The 16,626-nt window shown below is 70.4% G+C and carries 19 protein-coding genes; 9 read left to right on the top strand and 10 right to left on the bottom strand.

Going from position 1 to position 16,626, the window contains the following annotated elements; genetic code table 11:
- The first annotated feature begins 8 nt into the window (after positions 1-8).
- Positions 9-2,783 (top strand): TNT domain-containing protein, encoded by a 2,775-nt coding sequence (locus tag AB0G01_RS06940; RefSeq protein WP_360940557.1) that lies wholly within the window; start codon positions 9-11, stop codon positions 2,781-2,783.
- A gap of 104 nt (positions 2,784-2,887) precedes the next feature.
- On the opposite strand, the gene AB0G01_RS06935 is transcribed toward AB0G01_RS06940, so the two are convergent.
- Complete coding sequence (locus tag AB0G01_RS06935; RefSeq protein WP_360940555.1) at positions 2,888-3,481, bottom strand: pentapeptide repeat-containing protein; 594 nt, start codon at positions 3,479-3,481, stop codon at positions 2,888-2,890.
- Between the two features lie 161 nt (positions 3,482-3,642).
- On the opposite strand from AB0G01_RS06935, the gene AB0G01_RS06930 reads away from it, so the two are divergent.
- The gene (locus AB0G01_RS06930) at positions 3,643-4,632 is read left to right on the top strand and encodes a malate dehydrogenase (protein WP_360940553.1); all 990 of its coding nucleotides are present in this window, start codon (positions 3,643-3,645) and stop codon (positions 4,630-4,632) included.
- A 62-nt stretch (positions 4,633-4,694) separates the two neighbouring features.
- Positions 4,695-5,510: an inositol monophosphatase family protein gene (locus AB0G01_RS06925; RefSeq protein WP_360940551.1), complete on the top strand. Its 816-nt coding sequence runs from the start codon at positions 4,695-4,697 to the stop codon at positions 5,508-5,510.
- Here the strand turns inward: AB0G01_RS06925 and AB0G01_RS06920 are convergent.
- A complete protein-coding gene (locus AB0G01_RS06920) occupies positions 5,507-6,418 on the bottom strand; it encodes an NAD-dependent epimerase/dehydratase family protein (RefSeq protein WP_360940549.1) in 912 nt (303 codons plus the stop codon). The genes AB0G01_RS06925 and AB0G01_RS06920 overlap by 4 nt on opposite strands.
- 84 nt (positions 6,419-6,502) lie before the next feature.
- Between AB0G01_RS06920 and AB0G01_RS06915 the strand changes: the two genes are divergently transcribed.
- Entirely contained in the window at positions 6,503-7,159 is a 657-nt protein-coding gene (locus AB0G01_RS06915; RefSeq protein WP_360941253.1) for a TetR/AcrR family transcriptional regulator, read from the top strand.
- On the opposite strand, the gene AB0G01_RS06910 is transcribed toward AB0G01_RS06915, so the two are convergent.
- The 6 genes from AB0G01_RS06910 to AB0G01_RS06885 form a co-directional block, all read right to left on the bottom strand.
- Positions 7,156-7,347 (bottom strand): DUF1918 domain-containing protein, encoded by a 192-nt coding sequence (locus AB0G01_RS06910; RefSeq protein WP_360940547.1) that lies wholly within the window; start codon positions 7,345-7,347, stop codon positions 7,156-7,158. The two genes, AB0G01_RS06915 and AB0G01_RS06910, sit on opposite strands and share 4 nt — an antisense overlap.
- 124 nt (positions 7,348-7,471) lie before the next feature.
- On the bottom strand, positions 7,472-7,867 hold the full coding sequence (locus AB0G01_RS06905) for a bacteriophage spanin2 family protein (protein WP_360940545.1): 396 nt from the start codon (positions 7,865-7,867) through the stop codon (positions 7,472-7,474).
- A gap of 42 nt (positions 7,868-7,909) precedes the next feature.
- Positions 7,910-8,866 (bottom strand): ATP-binding cassette domain-containing protein, encoded by a 957-nt coding sequence (locus tag AB0G01_RS06900; RefSeq protein WP_360940543.1) that lies wholly within the window; start codon positions 8,864-8,866, stop codon positions 7,910-7,912.
- Complete coding sequence (locus AB0G01_RS06895; RefSeq protein ID WP_360940541.1) at positions 8,863-9,660, bottom strand: ABC-2 family transporter protein; 798 nt, start codon at positions 9,658-9,660, stop codon at positions 8,863-8,865. Before AB0G01_RS06895 ends, AB0G01_RS06900 begins: the two co-directional genes overlap by 4 nt.
- Entirely contained in the window at positions 9,653-10,366 is a 714-nt protein-coding gene (locus AB0G01_RS06890) for an ABC-2 family transporter protein (protein ID WP_360940539.1), read from the bottom strand. Before AB0G01_RS06890 ends, AB0G01_RS06895 begins: the two co-directional genes overlap by 8 nt.
- A gap of 182 nt (positions 10,367-10,548) precedes the next feature.
- Positions 10,549-12,204 (bottom strand): protein kinase, encoded by a 1,656-nt coding sequence (locus tag AB0G01_RS06885; protein ID WP_360940537.1) that lies wholly within the window; start codon positions 12,202-12,204, stop codon positions 10,549-10,551.
- 315 nt (positions 12,205-12,519) lie between these two features.
- On the opposite strand from AB0G01_RS06885, the gene AB0G01_RS06880 reads away from it, so the two are divergent.
- Complete coding sequence (locus AB0G01_RS06880) at positions 12,520-13,017, top strand: hypothetical protein (RefSeq protein WP_360940535.1); 498 nt, start codon at positions 12,520-12,522, stop codon at positions 13,015-13,017.
- Between the two features lie 100 nt (positions 13,018-13,117).
- On the top strand, positions 13,118-13,306 hold the full coding sequence (locus AB0G01_RS06875) for a hypothetical protein (protein WP_360940533.1): 189 nt from the start codon (positions 13,118-13,120) through the stop codon (positions 13,304-13,306).
- Between the two features lie 341 nt (positions 13,307-13,647).
- Here AB0G01_RS06875 and AB0G01_RS06870 read toward each other — a convergent pair whose 3' ends face one another.
- Positions 13,648-14,280: a Fic family protein gene (locus AB0G01_RS06870; RefSeq protein ID WP_360940531.1), complete on the bottom strand. Its 633-nt coding sequence runs from the start codon at positions 14,278-14,280 to the stop codon at positions 13,648-13,650.
- A 26-nt stretch (positions 14,281-14,306) separates the two neighbouring features.
- Here AB0G01_RS06870 and AB0G01_RS06865 point away from each other — a divergent pair, with 26 nt between their 5' ends.
- The 3 genes from AB0G01_RS06865 (at position 14,307) to AB0G01_RS06855 (ending at position 15,523) form a co-directional block, all read left to right on the top strand.
- Complete coding sequence (locus tag AB0G01_RS06865; RefSeq protein WP_360940529.1) at positions 14,307-14,639, top strand: hypothetical protein; 333 nt, start codon at positions 14,307-14,309, stop codon at positions 14,637-14,639.
- 432 nt (positions 14,640-15,071) lie between these two features.
- A complete protein-coding gene (locus AB0G01_RS06860; RefSeq protein WP_360940527.1) occupies positions 15,072-15,257 on the top strand; it encodes a hypothetical protein in 186 nt (61 codons plus the stop codon).
- Between the two features lie 38 nt (positions 15,258-15,295).
- Positions 15,296-15,523, top strand: a complete 228-nt coding sequence (locus AB0G01_RS06855; RefSeq protein ID WP_360940525.1) for a hypothetical protein — start codon at positions 15,296-15,298, stop codon at positions 15,521-15,523.
- 272 nt (positions 15,524-15,795) lie between these two features.
- Here the strand turns inward: AB0G01_RS06855 and AB0G01_RS06850 are convergent, their stop codons facing one another.
- The gene (locus AB0G01_RS06850; protein ID WP_360940523.1) at positions 15,796-16,557 is read right to left on the bottom strand and encodes a hypothetical protein; all 762 of its coding nucleotides are present in this window, start codon (positions 16,555-16,557) and stop codon (positions 15,796-15,798) included.
- Positions 16,558-16,626: the final 69 nt, after the last annotated feature.

Genomic DNA, 16,626 nt, shown 5'->3' with positions numbered 1-16,626 from the left:
TGTTGCACGTGTCCGAGCCGAAGCCGTTGAACCCGACCGAGCAGGACGCGCTGGTCAAGCAGATCGGCCTGTCGCTGATGCGCGCCGCCCCGGAAGACTGGCGGCACGTGACGGCGGAGTACCGGGCGACCGGTCGGTACGCCGAACTCGTCGCCGAGGTGCGCTCCGCCGACGGCACCATGCGCGTCTGGTCCCCGCCGCAGGACGTGGCGGCGCTGTTCGCGCGCCTGCGCGGGGGCATGTACCGGGAGGGCCGCGGTAGCTGGTCCAACGCCCGCTACCAGCTCGACCACCCGTCCAGCTACAACCTGGACTTCGACCGCGCCGAACCCACGTGGCAGACGCCGCCGCCGCCGCAGGCGTACGTGGACGAGATGCGGTTCTTCCCGCGCACGGACGAGAACGTGCCGGACTGGCTGCGTCGCCGGGTGGCCCAGGTCGTCGCGCCGCCGGCACCCCCTCAGCAGCAGCCGCGCGGGTTCCGCACGGCCCGGGTGTTCGACGGCGCGGGCCCCGGCGGCCGGCCCTCGGTGAACCGGCCGCCCGTGCCGGAGGCCGACCGCGACCTGCTGCTGGACTACCTGGACGGCGCACCGGTCGCGGTGGTCGGCCGGGGGTTCGACGCGGACGTGCTGAACCCGGACGCGCCGGCCGTGGTGCCGGTGGCGTTCCAGACCGACGGGCACTGGATCTGGCCCGCCGCCGTGGGCTACTACCTGCGCGAGTACGGCGTGCCGCCGGAAGCGGAACTGGTGGAGCGGGCCAGGGCCAACGACTACGAGCTGCCCGAGGTGTCCGAGGACGCCCGGGTCGCCGCCGCCGCGAACCTGGGCGCGCCCGCCGCGCCCGAGGACACGGCGGTGCCGGTGGCCGAGCTCCCGGAGCCGGAGCCCGAGGCGTTCGACGCCCCGGCCTACGCGGGCGCGGAGTTCGGGGCGCGGGCGTTCGACGGTGCCGACCGGGACTTCGAGGACCGGGAGTACGACGGGCAGCGGTACGACGAACCGGCGTTCGCGGAGCAGGAGAAGCCGGTCGAGGTGGGCGCGACGGTCGCCGCCCCGCTGCCGGAGCTGCTCGCCGACGACCGCGACCAGGCCGACGCGCCCACCGCCGTGGAGGAGACCGCGAACCTGGCCGGGCTCAAGCCGGACGTGGTGGAGTACGCCCAGGAGGGCCCGCCGTACCGGGTGCGGTTCGAGGAGGACGGCCCGGTCATCGACGACCGGTACCGGCGCGCGGACTACGTGGACGGCATGGACCTGTTCGCGCCGGTCACGACGTACGACCGGGAATCGGGGGAAGCCCGGCAGGGCGACACGCAGACGTGGAGCCCGTTCGCGGACGAGGAGCCCGAGCGCGAGGCCGCGCCGGCCGCCGGCGGTCCGGTCGTGGAGGAGCCGTCCGAGGACGACCCGGATTTGGCGGACGTGCCGGTGGCCGAGCCCGGCACCGCCGCCGTGGACGAGCGGACCGCCGGGTTCGAGGGCGGCCACGAGGAGCTGTTCCCCGAGCAGCCCGAGTTCGACCGCTCGACGCAGTTCGCCGACCAGCCCCGCTTCGAGGACCGCACCCAGTTCGAAGAGCGGGCGCAGTTCGACGAGCAGCCGCGCTTCGAGGACCGGTCGCAGTTCGACGACCGCCCCCGGTTCGAGGACCAGCCGCAGGAACGCTCGCAGTTCGCGGACGACCACTACGACGAGGACGACCACACCGACCACGAGCACGCTCACGCCGAGCACGCCCGCGTCGAGGATGTCCACGCCGAGGACGACCACGCGGAGCACTCTCACCCTGAGCACGCCCACCCTGAGCACTCTCACGCCGGGCACGCTCAAGCGGAGCACGCTCACGTCGAGCACGCTCATGCGGACCACGACCACGATCACGAGCCGGAGCCGGAGCCGGAGCCGGTCGAGCCGAGGCAGGTCACCGAGGACGAGGAGCGCGAGCTGACCGGTGTCCGCCGGGCGCTGGACGAGCTCGACGTGCCGCCCGCCGCGTACCGCTTCGGCGACCCGGCCGACCGCACGTGGGTGCTGCGCACCGAGGGCCAGGACTGGGAGGTGGCGTGGTTCGACCACGGCCCCACCAACCCGGTCCGCTTCGAGCGGGTCGACGACGCCGCCGCCTACCTGATCGGCAAGCTGGTCCTCACCGGCCGCCGCACCCCGCGCCGGCTGCCGCCGCGCACCCCGCAGCCGCCGCGCCCGCCGGCCGAGGGCTTCCGCGACGACCAGCACCGCCCGCCGGTCGAGGGCTTCCGCGAGGAGCCCCCGCACCCGCCGGTCAACAACGGTTTCCGCGAGGACCAGCAGGCCCGCCCGGCCGCCGAGGGCTTCCGCGAGGACCAGCGCCCCCCGGCGGTCAACGGCTTCCGCGACGACCGCCGGTCGGCCCCGCCGGACCGCCCGGAACCGCCCAAGACCCGGAGCTGGCCGATCACCCCGATGAACGGCGAGCCGCCGCTCACCCTGTTCCGCCACAAGAAGGTGGTCGAACTCCCGGTGGGCCTGGAGGTCGACCGCTTCGGCGACGGCAGCGGCAACCTGGTCTACGCGGCGGGCACCCCGTTCGCGGAGCGCTCGCTCGTCCCGTCCTGGATCAACCGCCCCTACCGGGTCTACCGCCTGCGCCGCCCGGTGGAGGCGCTGACCGGCGTGGCCGTCCCGTGGTTCGAGCAGCCCGGCGGCGGCACCGCCTACCTGATGCCGAAGTCCGTGGAGGACATGCTGGCCGACGGTGTCCTGGTCGAGGTCGCGAACCAGGAGGCACCCACCCCCTGACCGGTCACCGCCACCGGCCGGTCACCGCCACCGGCCGGGCGAGGACCCGGCCGGGCGGTGCCCCGGGTGGAACCCCCGGAACGGTCTTCGGCCCCGGTGTCCGGTCAGTCCACCTGGAGCCCGTGCGCGGCGGCGAAGGCGACCGCGGTCGGCAGGTCGATCCGCGCTCCGCGCAGGTTGCCCGCGACCAGGCCGTCCGCGCTCAGCCGCGCCCCGCGCAGGTCGGCACCCGCGAACCGGCACTCGCGCAGCCGCGCCCCGGTCAGGTCGGCGTCGCGCAGGTCCGCGTCGCGCAGGTCGGCACCCTCGAAGTTGGCCTCCCGCAACCGCAGCCCGCGCAGCGACGCCTTCCGCAGCACCGCTCCGGACAGGCCCGCGAGGGTCAGGTCGGTCTCCTCCAGCACGACGGTCCGCAACCCGCAGTCCACGAACACCGAGCCGAGCAGCGTGCAGGACCGGAACACCGCCGACGCCAGCACGGCGCGGTCGAACCGGCACGAGCGGAACGCCGTGGCGGTGTGCGAAGAGTCACCCAGGTCGGTCCGGTCGAACTTGCACTCGGTGAACGTGCAGCCCGACGTCACCAACCCCCGCAGGTCGGCATCGGTGAAGTCGCACCGCAGGAACGACCGCCCCTCCCAACGCTGCCCCGCCAGCACGGCGTCGCCGTAGTCCTCGTCCGCTTCGATGATGTCCACTGTCACACCTTGCCACCGTTCAACGGTTGGTAACCTCACCGCGTCGGGCGAACCCGCCCGATGCGCCGGTCCCGGAGTAGAGACCGCCGCTGACAGGTGCAGCCTGCCTAGTGGTCGTGCCCGAGGACTGAAGCCAGTTCGATCGTCATTCGGGAAGGCTCATGACCCGCACGCCCGTGAACGTCACCGTCACCGGTGCGGCCGGCCAGATCGGCTACGCACTGCTGTTCCGCATCGCCTCCGGCCACCTGCTGGGCCCCGACGTGCCCGTCCGCCTGCGCCTGCTGGAGATCCCGCAGGCCGTGAAGGCCGCCGAGGGCACCGCGATGGAGTTGGACGACTGCGCGTTCCCGCTGCTGTCCGGCATCGACATCACCGACGACGCCAAGACGGCGTTCGACGGCGTGAACGTCGCCCTGCTGGTCGGCGCGCGCCCGCGCAGCAAGGGCATGGAGCGGGGCGACCTGCTGGAGGCCAACGGCGGCATCTTCAAGCCGCAGGGTGAGGCGATCAACGCGGGTGCGGCGGACGACGTCCGCGTGCTCGTCGTCGGCAACCCGGCCAACACCAACGCCCTCATCGCGCAGCAGCACGCGCCGGACGTCCCGGCCGAGCGGTTCACCGCGATGACCCGCCTGGACCACAACCGGGCGCTGTCGCAGCTCGCCAAGAAGCTCGGCGTGACGGTGACCGACATCAAGAAGCTCACCATCTGGGGCAACCACTCGGCCACCCAGTACCCCGACCTGTTCCACGCCGAGGTGAACGGCGAGATCGCGGCGCAGGCCGTGAACGACCAGGCGTGGCTGGAGAACGACTTCATCCCGACCGTCGCCAAGCGCGGCGCGGCGATCATCGAGGCGCGCGGCGCGTCCTCGGCGGCGTCGGCGGCGAACGCGGCCATCGACCACGTGCACACCTGGGTCAACGGCACCGACGAGGGCGACTGGACGTCGGCCGCGGTCGTGTCGGACGGCTCGTACGGCGTGCCGGAGGGCCTCATCTCGTCGTTCCCGGTGACGGCGAAGGCCGGCCGGTACGAGATCGTGCGGGGCCTGGAGATCGACGAGTTCTCCCGCACCCGCATCGACGCCTCGGTGGCCGAGCTGGTCGAGGAGCGCGACGCGGTCCGGGGCCTGGGCCTCATCTGAGTTTCGCGCCGAACACGGGGGAGCCTCCACGCCGGGGGCTCCCCCGTGGCATGTTCAGGAGCGTGACGAAGAACCCCTGGCCCGTTCCGGAACCGCTGCTGTCCGAAGACGTCCACCCGGCGCTGGCCGCCACCGCGCGGGCCGCCGCCCGCGCCTTCCAGGAGGCCCGGCAGTTGCACACCCGCGTGGAGCTGCGCGAGGAGGTCGCGGACGGCGCGGACGGCACCCCGACCATGCGGGTCGACGCGATCGTGGAGGGCGCGATCCTGGAGGCCGCCGAGGCGGCGGGCGTCAACCTGCTGTCCGAGGAGGCCGGTTTCGTCGATCACGGTTCCGCCGCGACCCTGGTGGTCGACCCCGTGGACGGTTCGGCGAACGCGGCCACGGGCGTCCCGCTGTCGTGCTTCGCCGGGGCGCTGGTGATCGACACCGTGCCGGTGGAGGCCCTGACGGTCTGGTTCGACACCGGCCGCGCGTGGTCGGCCAAGGCCGGTCGCCCGACCCCGTTCCGCACGTCCGGCCGGACCCGGCTGCGGGGTGCCTCCCTCTGCGTGATGCGCCCGAAGCGCGGCACCGAGGAGGCGTGGACGCGCCTGGCGGACGCCGCCGACCGGATACGCATCCTGAGCACGACGTGTCTGGAGACGATGCTGGTGGCCGAGGGTTCGGTGGACGCGTTCGCCGACCCGGGCTCGGACACCCACCGGCTGATGGACCTGATCGCGGCCCTGGTCACCGTCCCCGCCGCCGGCGGCGCGCTGCTGGACCTGCGCGGCCGTCCGCTGGAGTTCGACCTCGACCTGTCCCGCCGCTGGTCCGGCATCGCCGCCGCCACCCCGGCGCTGGCCGACGAGCTGATCACCACGATCCTGGGCTAGGGCCGGGTCCGGTACCACTCGGCGGTCCGGGCGACGGCCTCCTCGTGCGGGGTGGCCGGCAGCGACCCGAACGTCCGCTCGAACGCCGAGTGGTCCACCACCCACGGCCGGGTCCACTGGTGGTCGAGTTCCCCCATCCCGCGCAGCCGCCGGTCGAACAGCGCCGCCAGCGCGACGGTCGCCTTCGGCAGCCGCAGGGGCTTGCGCCGGTTGTCCAGCACCCGCCCGGCCAGCGCGATGAACTCGCGCACGGTCACGGTCCGGGCGGCCGGCGTGTGCCACACCCGGCCGTCCGCGTGCTCGTCGTCGCCCAGCACGATCTGCGCGTGGGCGGTGTCACCCAGGTAGGCGAAGGTGTGCGGCACGTCCAGCGGCCCGAACCACATCGCCTGCTTGCCCAGCGCCAGCGGCTTGACCACCAGCTCGCCGACGAGCGAGCCGATGCCGTGCGGGCCGTAGTAGTCGCTCGACCGGCCGAGCACGACCGGCACGGCGGCTTCCCGCAAACGTTTGCCCAACGTGCTGCGCAGCTTCTCCTTGGGCCCGGCCGGGCGTTCCGGCGTGTCCTCGGTCAGCGGTCCCGACACCGGGCCGTAGGAGTACAGGTTGTCCGCCAGCACCAGCTTCGCGCCCGCCGCCTCGGCCGCCGCGACGGCGTTGTCGTAGAGCGTCGGCAGGGTGTCCGCCCACGACGGGTACGGCACGTTCGCCGCGAGGTGCACCACGGACGCGCCGCGCACCGCCTCGATCGTCGCCGTCCGGTCCAGGAGGTCCGCCCGCACGTCGGCGGCCCCCTCGGGCACTCCACCGGATCGGGTGACCGCCCGCGTCTCCCGCCCGTCGGCCACCAGTTGCCGGGCGATCTCCCACCCGATACCGCGACCCGCGCCCAGCACGACCACCGTCATGACGACTCCCTGATTGCCTCTTACGGATGTAAGAAGTTCTAACACAAGTTAGAGTGTGCCTGTCAAGGGAGGTGCGGCGTGACCATGACCCGGCGCGAGCGGTACCGCGAGGAGACGCGGGGCGAGGCCAAGCGCATCGCGCTGGAACAGCTCGCCGAACTCGGCGTGGAGGGCGTCTCGGTCAACGCCATCGCCAAGCGCATGGGCATCACCGGCCCCGCGCTCTACCGGTACTTCAAGAACCGCGAAGACCTGCTCACCGAACTGATCCGGGACGCCTGGCGGGACCTCGCGGAGGCGGTCGAGGACGCCGCGGAGCAGAGCGCGGGCCGCCCGCCGGACGAGCGGGTGCACGAGTTCGGGCGCGCGTTCCGGGACTGGGCGATCGGTCGGCCGCACCGCTACCTGCTGCTCTTCGGCACGCCCCTGCCCGGCTACCACGCACCGCCGGACACCGTCGCGCTCGCGCACCGCACGATGAGCGCGTTCATCGGGGTGCTCACCGCCGCGCGCACGGCCGGCACGACCGACCGGTCCACATTGGACGAACAACTGGTCGACTGGGCCCGGTCCCGGGGAGAGGGCGAGGTCGACCCCGCCGTGCTGCTCACCGCCGTGCGGGCGTTCACCAGGCTGCACGGCGTGCTCAGCCTGGAGGTGTCGGGCCAGTTCGGCCCGATGGGGTTCGACCCGGCGCTGCTCTACCGCGCCGAGGTCGAGTCACTGCTCGCCGGCGACTAGTCGCCGGTGCGGGGCTCCACCAGGCTGTCCGGGCCGGGGTAGACCAGCCCCTCGTAGCCGTCGGGGAAGCGGACCAGGTACGGCGGCGCTCCCTCGGTCCCGCGCACTTCCAGGATCTCGCCGACGCGCTCGTCGAGACCCACCGCGCGGCTGTGGACGTGCAACCGGTCGCCAACTATCGCGTGCATCGCAACACCTCCGGTGCGCCCCAGCGAGGACGACTCCCAGCGTGGGACGACTCCGAAGGTACCGACCGCGTGGCACTTCCGCTCGGCACGACCATTCCGCGCGAGGGGGCGCGACCCGAACGGGTCAGCCGCAGGCGGCGCTGAGCTTCGCGACCTGGTCCAGCTTCTTCTGCGTCCAGTCCGCGAACTTGCCCGGGTCGAGGTCGCTCAGGGTCACGTTGGACATCGTCTCGGACACGCCGGTGATGGCGTCCTTGAGCGTGGCGTCGCCGGTCTTCTCGGCCAGCTTGGTCAGCTCGTCGGCCTTGGCCTTGGTCTCGTCCACGGCCTTCTGCGGGTCGGTCGCGCTCGGCGTGAACCCGGCCAGGCTGACCGCCTCGGTGCAGAGCTTGACCTTGTCGATCGCCTGACCGGCCTGGTCCGCGGCGTTGGACGCCTCCTGCACGGCTCCGCACGCGGACAGCGCGCCGACGAGCCCCAGCGCCAGCAGGGTGGTGGCGACCGGACGACCTGCGCGCATGGCTACTCCTCAAGTGGGAAAACGTGACCGTTTCGTCCGACTCTACCGACGCGCGTACAAACGGCGCACCACATCGTCGATCTCGGGTTCCTCGACGACCAGATCGTGCACGTCGGCCCGGGTCGCGACGGCGGAGATCAGTGCGGCGGCGGTGGTTTCCGCGCGGCGGAACGTGAGGTGCTGTCGCAATCCGCCCAGTTCCACCCGCACCGAGACCACGCCCGGCAAGCCCTCCAACGGCCCGGTCGGCGTCTCCAGGTCGACCACCAGGACGCGTTCCGGCGCGACCTCGGACCGCAGCTCCTCCAGCGGCCCGTCCGCCAGCACCGTGCCGCGGTCGATCACCACCAGCCGGGGGCACAGGCGCTCGATGTCGTCCAGGTCGTGCGTGGTGAGCAGCAGCGTGGTGCCGCGCGCGGTGTTGAGCTCGGCGAGGAACTCGCGCAGCCGCTCCTTCGACTCCAGGTCGAGCCCGATCGTCGGTTCGTCCAGCACCAGCAGCTCCGGACCGTGCAGCAGGGCCGCGGTCACCTCGCCGCGCATCCGCTGCCCCAGCGAGAGCTGGCGGACCGGCGTGTCCAGGAAAGGGTGCAGTTCGAGCAGTCCGGCGCACTCGGCCAGCCGCCGCGCGAAATCCGCCGACGGCACCCGGTAGATCGCGCGCAGCAGCTCGAAGCTGTCCCGCAGCGGCAGGTCCCACCAGAGCTGGCTGCGCTGCCCGAAGACCACGCCGATCCGGCGGGCCAGCTCGCGCCGCGACCGGGACGGGTCGACGCCGGACACCCGGACGTGCCCGGAGGTCGGCACGAGGATGCCGGTGAGCATCTTGATCGTGGTGGACTTGCCGGCCCCGTTCGGCCCGACGTACCCCACCGCCTCGCCGGCGGCGACGTCGAAGCTCACCGCGTCGACCGCCCGCACGGTCCGCCGGGTGCGCCGGAACCGGCCGGTCCTGCTCGTCACGGTGAACTCGCGGCGCAGGTCGCGCACTTCGATCATGACCCGGTCCCTCGGTAGTGGCGAACGGCGGAGCGCCACACCAGCCCGGCCGCGCCGGCGGTGGCGAGTGCGACGAGAGGCGAGATCCACCCCAGGAAACCGGGGCCGCCCAACGGGTCCGGGCGGCCGAGCAGCGCCAGGGCGGGGTAGTAGGCGACGAACGCGCCGGGGATCACGAACGCCATGACCCGGCGCAGCCAGCCCGTGTAGATGGTGACCGGGTACGTCGTGAACGCGTTGCCGCCGTACGTGACGCAGTTCGCCAGCTCCTGCCCCTCCACGAGCCAGAAGCACACCGCGCAGGCCGCGACCCACACCGAGGAGAAGATCACCGCGCCGGCCGCCGGTGCCACGACGACCAGCAGCGCCGTCCAGGGCGACCACGCGATGTCGTTGTGCACCAGGGAGAAGACCAGCGCGACCACACCGGTGGCGACCCGGCCCAGGCGGTGCAACCGGACGTCCGACACGGCGATCTGGGGCAGGGTCCCCAGTGGTCGCAACAACATCACGTCGAACTGCCCGGTGCGGATGTACTGCGGCAGGTCGTTGAGCTGCCCCACCACCGTGTCCGCGATCCCGAACGCGACCGACGCGAGCGCGTACACCAGCACGACCTCGGCCGCGGAGAACCCGCCCAGCGCGTCGACCTGGGTGAACAGCACCAGGATCACGATCAGCTCGGAGCCCTGCGCGAGCGCCTGGGACGTGCAGTCCAGCACGAAGGAGGCCCGGTAGGACATCTGGCCGCGCAACCGCGCGGCGACCAGCTTCCGGTAGACGCGGTCACCCACCCTGGACCACCACCTTGCGCACCGCGCGGCCGAGCACCACGTGCCCGGCGAACAGCACGGCGACCGCCCAGAACACCTGGTGCGCCAGCGTGGTCCACTGTGGACCGTGACCGGTCCAGATGTCGACCGGGCCCTGGATGATCGCCGGGAAGGGCGTGGCCCACAACAGGGTCCGCGCCCATTCCGGGAAGAACGACAGCGGCAGCGCCAAACCGCACAGGACGCTGGACATGACGGAGTAGAGGCTCATCACACCCCGGTTGTCCATCAACCAGAACGTGCTGGCGTTGAGCAGGAAGCGCACGCCGAAGCTGACCGTGAGAGCCAGCAGCGCGCTGAGCGCGAACACCGGCCACGCGGCCGGTTCGGGCCAGTGGAAGGGGAAGACGAGCGCACCGATCAGGACCGTCGGGGTGAACCGGATCAGCAGCGAGTACGCGGCGCGGCCGATGTCCGTGGCGAACAGGGCCGCCTGGAGGTGCCACGGCCGGTAGAGGTCGACGACGACGTCGCCGCTGCGGACGCGTTCGGCCAGCGCGGTGTCGCCCCAGAGCTGCGCGAAGGCCATCAGGCCCTGGCCGACCCACACGTAGGCCACGGCGGTGGGTACGTCGTAGCCGGCCTTGGGCACCGCGCCCACCACCGCGACCATCACCGCTGTGCGGAGCAGGCCGAAGGTGGTGTTCGCGGCGAGGCCGGCGAACATCGCTTGTCGATAGGTGGAGTAACGGCGGAATCCGGCGAGCGCAAGCTGCCCGTAAGCGCGCACGTCTTACTACCCTAGGAATGGGCGCAAACCATTTTGCGACCGTCCCGGCGGCCTGTCGCGGTTCACCGGGACGCGGCGAGAACGCCGTTCACCAGGCCGTCACTCGCGTTCGAACCACCTCAGGACCCGAAGGCGCTGGTCGTGACCTCGCCCTCCTCGGGGTCCTTCGCGAAGCAGTGGAAGTAGTTCCGGCTGCCGTCGTTGAACGCGACGGCGGAGATCTCCCAGGTCGACGTGTCGACGGACGGGCGGGTACTGGCCGTCATCACCTCGGCCGTGCACACGTTCTTGACCTCGGCGGCCTTGACGAACTCGTCGTTGTCGACCTGGGGGATCGCGCCGGACAGCCAGCCGCCGGAGAACGCCTCCCAGTAGTGCGGGGTCGAGCAGTCGCCCGCGCGCCGGGCCGACGCAGCCTGGCCGCCGATGGACGTGATGCCGTGGTAGCAGGTGGGTTCGGCCATGCAGTAGCCCGCGCCGCAGGACTTGAGTCGCGGCGGCACGGTTTCGAGGGTGTCCTCGGCGGTCGGAGCGCTGCTCGTCCCGGTGCCGCTGCCCGCGTTGCCGCCCGGGGAGTTCGTGCTCCTGGTAACCCACCAGACCCCGCCGGCCACCGCGACCGCCAGCACCGCGACGATCGCGACGAGGGCCCACGGCCCGCGCCGGGGAGCCGCGAGCGGCCCGGAGTGCGCGTACTGGACGGGAGGCCCCGAGTGCTGCGGGAACTGCGGCGAACCGGGCCGCTGGTGCGGCCCTCCGTACGGCGGCCCCGACACCACCGGCCGCGCCCCTGATGCAGGCTGCACCACCACCTGCGGCCCGGACACCGGCGACACCGCCACCTGCGGCCCGGACACCGGCGGCGCTACCACCTGCGGCCCGGACACCGGCGACACCGCCACCTGCGGCCCGGACACCGGCGGCGCTACCACCTGCGGCCCGGACCCCGGCGATACCGCCACCTGTGGCCCGCCACTTCCCACCCCCTTCAACTCGTCCCGCAACCGGGCGGCGCTGCCCGTGCGGTAGGAGATGTCCGGGATGAGCGCGCGGACGAGCGTGTCGTGGAAGTCCTGGGGCACGCCTGCCACCGGCGGCACCGGCGACCGCAGCACCTCTCCGAGGTGGTCGAAGGATTCGACGGGCCACGGCACCGGCCGGGGCGGCTTGCCCGCGAGCAGGTCGTAGAGGGTCGCGGCCAGTGAGTACACGTCTGCGGCGGGGGTCGGCTGGGCCATCGCGAACGCCTCGGGGGAGGCGTAGCTGGGGCTCAGGGCGTCCCGGGTGACGGTGGAGCTGCCCTCGGCGTCCAGCAGCGCGGCGAGCCCGAAATCGGCGAGCTTCGCGGTCCCGTACCGGTCGAGCAGGATGTTGCCGGGCTTGATGTCCCGGTGCAGGACGCCTTCGGCGTGAGCGGCGGCCAGCGCGTCGGCGAGCTGAATCCCGATCTCCCGGACCCGTGCGGTCGGCAGCGGCCCGTCGCGCCGGACCAGGTCGGCCAGCGAACCGCCCGTGCACAGCTCCATCACCAGGTAGGGAGTCCCCTGCGGGGTGAAGTCGGCGTCGTGCACCGACACCACGTGCGGGTGCCCGGACAACCGCGCGGCGGCCTGCGCCTCCCGCAGGAACCGCCGCCGGTCCCGTTCGGTCTGGAGGACGCGGTTGTCGATCTTGACAGCGACGTCCCGCCCCAACTGGACCTGGCGGGCGCGGTAGACGGTGGCGAACCCGCCCTGCCCCAGAGGTGTGAGATCGGCCAATCCCGGCAACAGCACGCGGCGACTCTAACCCGGAGGGCGGACAGTCCCGGATAGCCGGTTGAGCACCGCCGACACCACGCCCCAAGGCATCCGCAGCGGTGCCACGACTCGCCGCTCGAACCCTCCCCGAGACCTCACCCGAGCCCCCGGTCGCCGCTCTGTCCACCTTCGGTCCCTCGGTCCCTCGACAGCCCTCTCCACCGGGATCTGCTGGACGTAACACACCGCTGGATGTCCGTATGTAACGTTTTGTCGGTTACCCCCGACTAACTCTCCTGCCGAGGTATGGCACGAAGCGTCAGCGATTCGCTCAACAGTGGGGTTGTCCCAATGGTCGTTCAGGGCTCCGGTACCTCAGGGTTGCAGATCGGGCAGATCACCACGCAGACCTCGGGCTCGTCGCAGTTGTCGCCGAAAGTCTCGCTGAAGCAGAAGATCGGCGTGTGGGTGATCTTCGAACTCGCTTTTGCGATCCTGCCGCTGGTGATGAACCTTTTAGGGTCGATGGGGCATCGTCGGCCGGCCGACTGGTCCGCCCTGCTGGGGAAGGGCGAACTCCTGCTCGTCTCGGTGGCAATCGTGGCCACTGCGGTCGGCCACCTGCTGAACCGGGAGATCGCTACCCGCCTTCGCGGGGTCAGGGTGCTCCTGGTTGGCGTGGGATTCCTCTTGGGCTGCATCGGGACGGGCATCTACGCGCAGTCGATCCCGGTGGAAGGAAATCTGCAAACCGTCGACATCGGGTTTGTCGTCGCAAGTTCGGCGATAATCGGTCCGTGTGCCTTCGTGTTGAGCCTTGTTTGCCTGATCGTCGCCGAGGTGGATTGATATGTGGAGTCTGGTAGTTCCGATTCTCGCGGCAGTGGCAACAGGCGCGACTGCGGCCTTCGCGTTGGTTCGCGCCCTGTTTTCCCGTCGGAGCAAGGACGTGTCCATCAAGATCGTCGCTGACGGCAGTACCCTTGAGATCAAGGGCAGCAACCTGTCGGAAGTGCAGGTGCGGGAACTGCTGGGACAGTACCTTGAGCGGTCCGCGCAGGAAACTGCGGACGAGGAAGACGCCTCCACGGCTTCGGGTTCGGGTCCGGGTAATGCGACCAGATCGGACACCGTGTAATCTTCCTGGTCGCAACGGCCCTGCGACCGGGTGTGGAGTTGGTGTCGCCAGGTCCATGGAACCGGGAATGGGTGAACGGCCGGTACCTCGGACATGACAACGGCGAACTCCTCCTCGCTCGCCTCCGCGATCCGGTGCACGCTCAGTTCACCGCTCATGCGGTCGGCGATGACCTTCGGGCCCTTGAAAGCCTTTTTCATGGGAATTTGTTGATCCAGCAGCATCCCGAATAGCGGGGCGAGAGAACTGCTGGAAAGCAGTTCGTCCGCTTCCGGGTCCTGGGCCAGGTACAGCTTCGGGCTCATGCGCGACATGGTGGCACGCGTTGGTCCCGTTTGCCGTCAGGAGGATGCGCCGCCGAGACGGCGGTGGCGGTTTTGGCGGTACTCGTCCACCCAGTTCTTGCTGCTGCGCCACAGGCCGTCGTCACCCTTGATCGCGCGCAGCCGACCCCGCATGGAGGCTACTCGAAGTGCGTTCTCGGTCAAGTCATCGGTGGCCAGGGCGGCGAGCGGCACGAGTTTCACGGGGCCTGCCACGGCCGGGATGACGAATTTGTACAGGTTGGCGGTCACGCTGCGGGCGATCAGTTCGCCGAGTGGGCCGTACTCGCCGCGATCCGCGCGTCTCATCGCCTGGAGGTACTTGTCGCGGTCCCTCTTGAAGATGATCGCGGGCGGGTAGCCGAGGCGTCCAAGCAGCAGGTTGAGGACCAAGCGGCCCGCCCGTCCGTTGCCGTCCAGGAAGGGGTGGATCTGTTCAAGGGAGTTGTGGGCTCGTGCCAGTGATTCGGGAAGCGGGTCGTTGTCGAGGTCGCGCAGTCCGGCCGTCCCGCTGACCCAGTCGCGCATCAGGTGGTCGACGTCGGTCCAGGATGGCGGCTTCATGCCTCCGGGAAATGCCGCGATCTCGTGGCGGCGGAAGCTGCCGGGGCTCTCCGTGTCAGAGGCGTGGGGTGGGGGTCGATGGTCCACACCGGGGACATGCAGAGGTGGTGGATGTGGCGAACCTCCTGCAAGGAGATGAGGTCGCCGGTCTGCCAGTCGCCCGGGTCGAGAGCTTGGCCGTACACCCACCGCGCGGCGTCGCCGTAGCCGCGCACCTCCATGTAGTCCCTGAGCGGCTTCGCGCCGACCGCGCGGCCTTCGTCCAGGAGGCGTTCTACTTCTTGCAGGACAAGGGTGTTGCCTTCGAGCGCGGTGCTGTTGTGGGCTTCCTGGTGCCAGATGTTGGACCAGATGTCCTCGGCTTCTGCCGGAGCGGGCAGGCCGCCGAGGCGTTCGCGAAGCTCGGCGACGGCTTCGTTCAGCCGTTAGTACACGACCGCTCGTGATGGACGCCCTGCCATGCGTGTCCTCAAGTTGTTCGCGCTCCGTCGAATGAATTGAACCGAACAACTAGGCCCGGTAGGGGGGCTCCAGGCCGGCTGGAGGTCTGTCACGGCTTGTCATGCATCAGGCAGTGTGCTGGTCCCGCAGCATCCCGAGTAGCAGGGCGAGAGCACTGCTGGGAAGCAGTTCGTCCGCTTCCGGGTCCTGGACGAGGCCCAGCTTCGGGCTCATGGTGGAAGCATCCCATGGCGGTGGGGAAGTGCTGGTGCGCTACAGGCATCTTCGACATGCGCGGGGAAGGCTGCGAGCTTGCCTTGCGATGGTACCCGAGTACCCTTGGGTACCGGAGGTGGGTCATGGCTGTCCGGTCGGCTCCTGTCAAGGTTGATCAAGAGACGCACGCTTTGATCGCTCACGGTGCTACCGCGTTGCACATGACCCAGAAGGAACTGCTGGCCGCTGCCGTCCGTGAGTACCTGGGCGCGAGGCGGGAAGAGATCGACGCCGCGTTGCGTCGCACGATGCAGATGCTCGACGGCACCCAGAGCGGCCAGGTGGCCGCTCTGACGGGCATGTCGAAGGAACGCCTCGATGAACTGGGCGGGGTTCGCGAGTCCTGATGACTGTTCGTCCCACCCTTCGCTGTCCTCGTGAGGACTTGGGCCTGCCGCCGATCGATGAACCGCTTGATGAGATCGATCATCCTCTGATCAGGAAGGTCAACGATCAGTTCGCTCTGCCCGCTGGTCCCCGCGAGCGCATCCGGTCGATCGACGACGTGGTCATGTTCAAGGTCAAGGTCCAACATTGGCGAGCAGCCCTTGTCGAGGCAGGCGATCCTGGTTGGGTGGTGGCAGCCGGCGTTCTGCGGCCAGTGGCTCGCTGACGGAGATGACCACGACCGGTACCGCGCTGAAGCTGCTGTTCGAATGCTGCGTCCCGGCGAACAGGTCTATTCGAACCTGATGGACCCGGAAGCCGCCGCTCGGTTGCTTGAAGAGAGCAGCTAGTCGTACCTCAGGCAGTGTGCTGGTAGAGCAGCTTGCCGAACAGCAGCGACAAAGGGGCAGAGGAGTTGGTCCGCTTCCGGGTCCTGGCGAGGCGCAGTTCGGGGGTCGTGCACGGCTCGGTGGTCGTTGTCCACCTGACCAGGGGTGGTCAGGCTTGACCGGTGAAGACTGCCTTGTCCGCGCCGAAGCCGGGTTGCAGGGTGATCTGGAGGTCGCCCGGTTCCGCGCCCACGGAGAACGCTTTGTCGTAGGTGTAGGTCTTTCCCGGCAGGACCGTGGCGTTTTCGAGGCCGCCACCACCGCAAGGGCCGTTGGAGTCGAAGATCGTATCGGCTTTCTTGCCGGCGAATTGAGCTTCGTTGCCGATCGACAGCAGCGTCGTGTCGAAAGCCTTGTCTGTTCCGTTCACGATCGTGACGGTGATTTTCGCGCCTCGAACCACGTTCGGCGGGTGCGCGTACTCTCCCGGCGTGCACGCCGTGGGGGCGGACACCTCGACGGCCAAGCCGTCCTTCCACGTGTAGCGCTGGCCCCACGTGGGCGGGCTGGTGGCGGCGGCTTCCTTGGTGTCTCCGCTGCTCACGGTGCCCTCGTTGGTGGTTCCGTCGACGATCTTCTCCAACTCCCGCACGGCTGCGCCCTGCGCCATCACGGTGAAGACGATCGCCAGCACGCAGAGCACCACGCCTATGGTCGCGAGGATTTTGCGGCTGCCGAAGAGCGCGATCACACCCAGCACGACGCCGACCCCGGCGATGACGGCGGTGAGGTTGTTCAGGATTATGATCGGTGAACCGACCACGCCCGCGATGCCGAGGATGAGCGCTGCCCACGCCAGCGCACCGAACCTTTTCGGTTTGGGCTCCTGGTGGTCGGTCGGGTGGTGCTGGGTTTCCTGGGGGTAGCTCATGGCGCACATCCTCGGAATCGACGTACTGGGGAATCGCGACCATCCGCCGACCCGTTACCCGAAAAATTG

Origin of the sequence: Actinosynnema sp. NPDC023587 (assembly GCF_040640215.1) — a bacterium.
Classification (GTDB): Bacteria; Actinomycetota; Actinomycetes; order Mycobacteriales; family Pseudonocardiaceae; genus Actinosynnema.
This window is presented reverse-complemented; position numbering and strand designations above follow the sequence as displayed.

What these genes read in the sequence shown, in the direction of transcription:
- AB0G01_RS06930 (WP_360940553.1), top strand. Translation starts at nt 3,643, where the DNA reads ATGACCCGCACGCCCGTGAACGTCACCGTCACCGGTGCGGCCGGCCAG.
- AB0G01_RS06920 (WP_360940549.1), bottom strand. Translation starts at nt 6,418, where the DNA reads ATGACGGTGGTCGTGCTGGGCGCGGGTCGCGGTATCGGGTGGGAGATC.
- AB0G01_RS06915 (WP_360941253.1), top strand. Translation starts at nt 6,503, where the DNA reads ATGACCCGGCGCGAGCGGTACCGCGAGGAGACGCGGGGCGAGGCCAAG.
- AB0G01_RS06910 (WP_360940547.1), bottom strand. Translation starts at nt 7,347, where the DNA reads ATGCACGCGATAGTTGGCGACCGGTTGCACGTCCACAGCCGCGCGGTG.
- AB0G01_RS06905 (WP_360940545.1), bottom strand. Translation starts at nt 7,867, where the DNA reads ATGCGCGCAGGTCGTCCGGTCGCCACCACCCTGCTGGCGCTGGGGCTC.
- AB0G01_RS06900 (WP_360940543.1), bottom strand. Translation starts at nt 8,866, where the DNA reads ATGATCGAAGTGCGCGACCTGCGCCGCGAGTTCACCGTGACGAGCAGG.
- AB0G01_RS06890 (WP_360940539.1), bottom strand. Translation starts at nt 10,366, where the DNA reads ATGTTCGCCGGCCTCGCCGCGAACACCACCTTCGGCCTGCTCCGCACA.
- AB0G01_RS06880 (WP_360940535.1), top strand. Translation starts at nt 12,520, where the DNA reads ATGGTCGTTCAGGGCTCCGGTACCTCAGGGTTGCAGATCGGGCAGATC.
- AB0G01_RS06860 (WP_360940527.1), top strand. Translation starts at nt 15,072, where the DNA reads ATGACCCAGAAGGAACTGCTGGCCGCTGCCGTCCGTGAGTACCTGGGC.
- AB0G01_RS06850 (WP_360940523.1), bottom strand. Translation starts at nt 16,557, where the DNA reads ATGAGCTACCCCCAGGAAACCCAGCACCACCCGACCGACCACCAGGAG.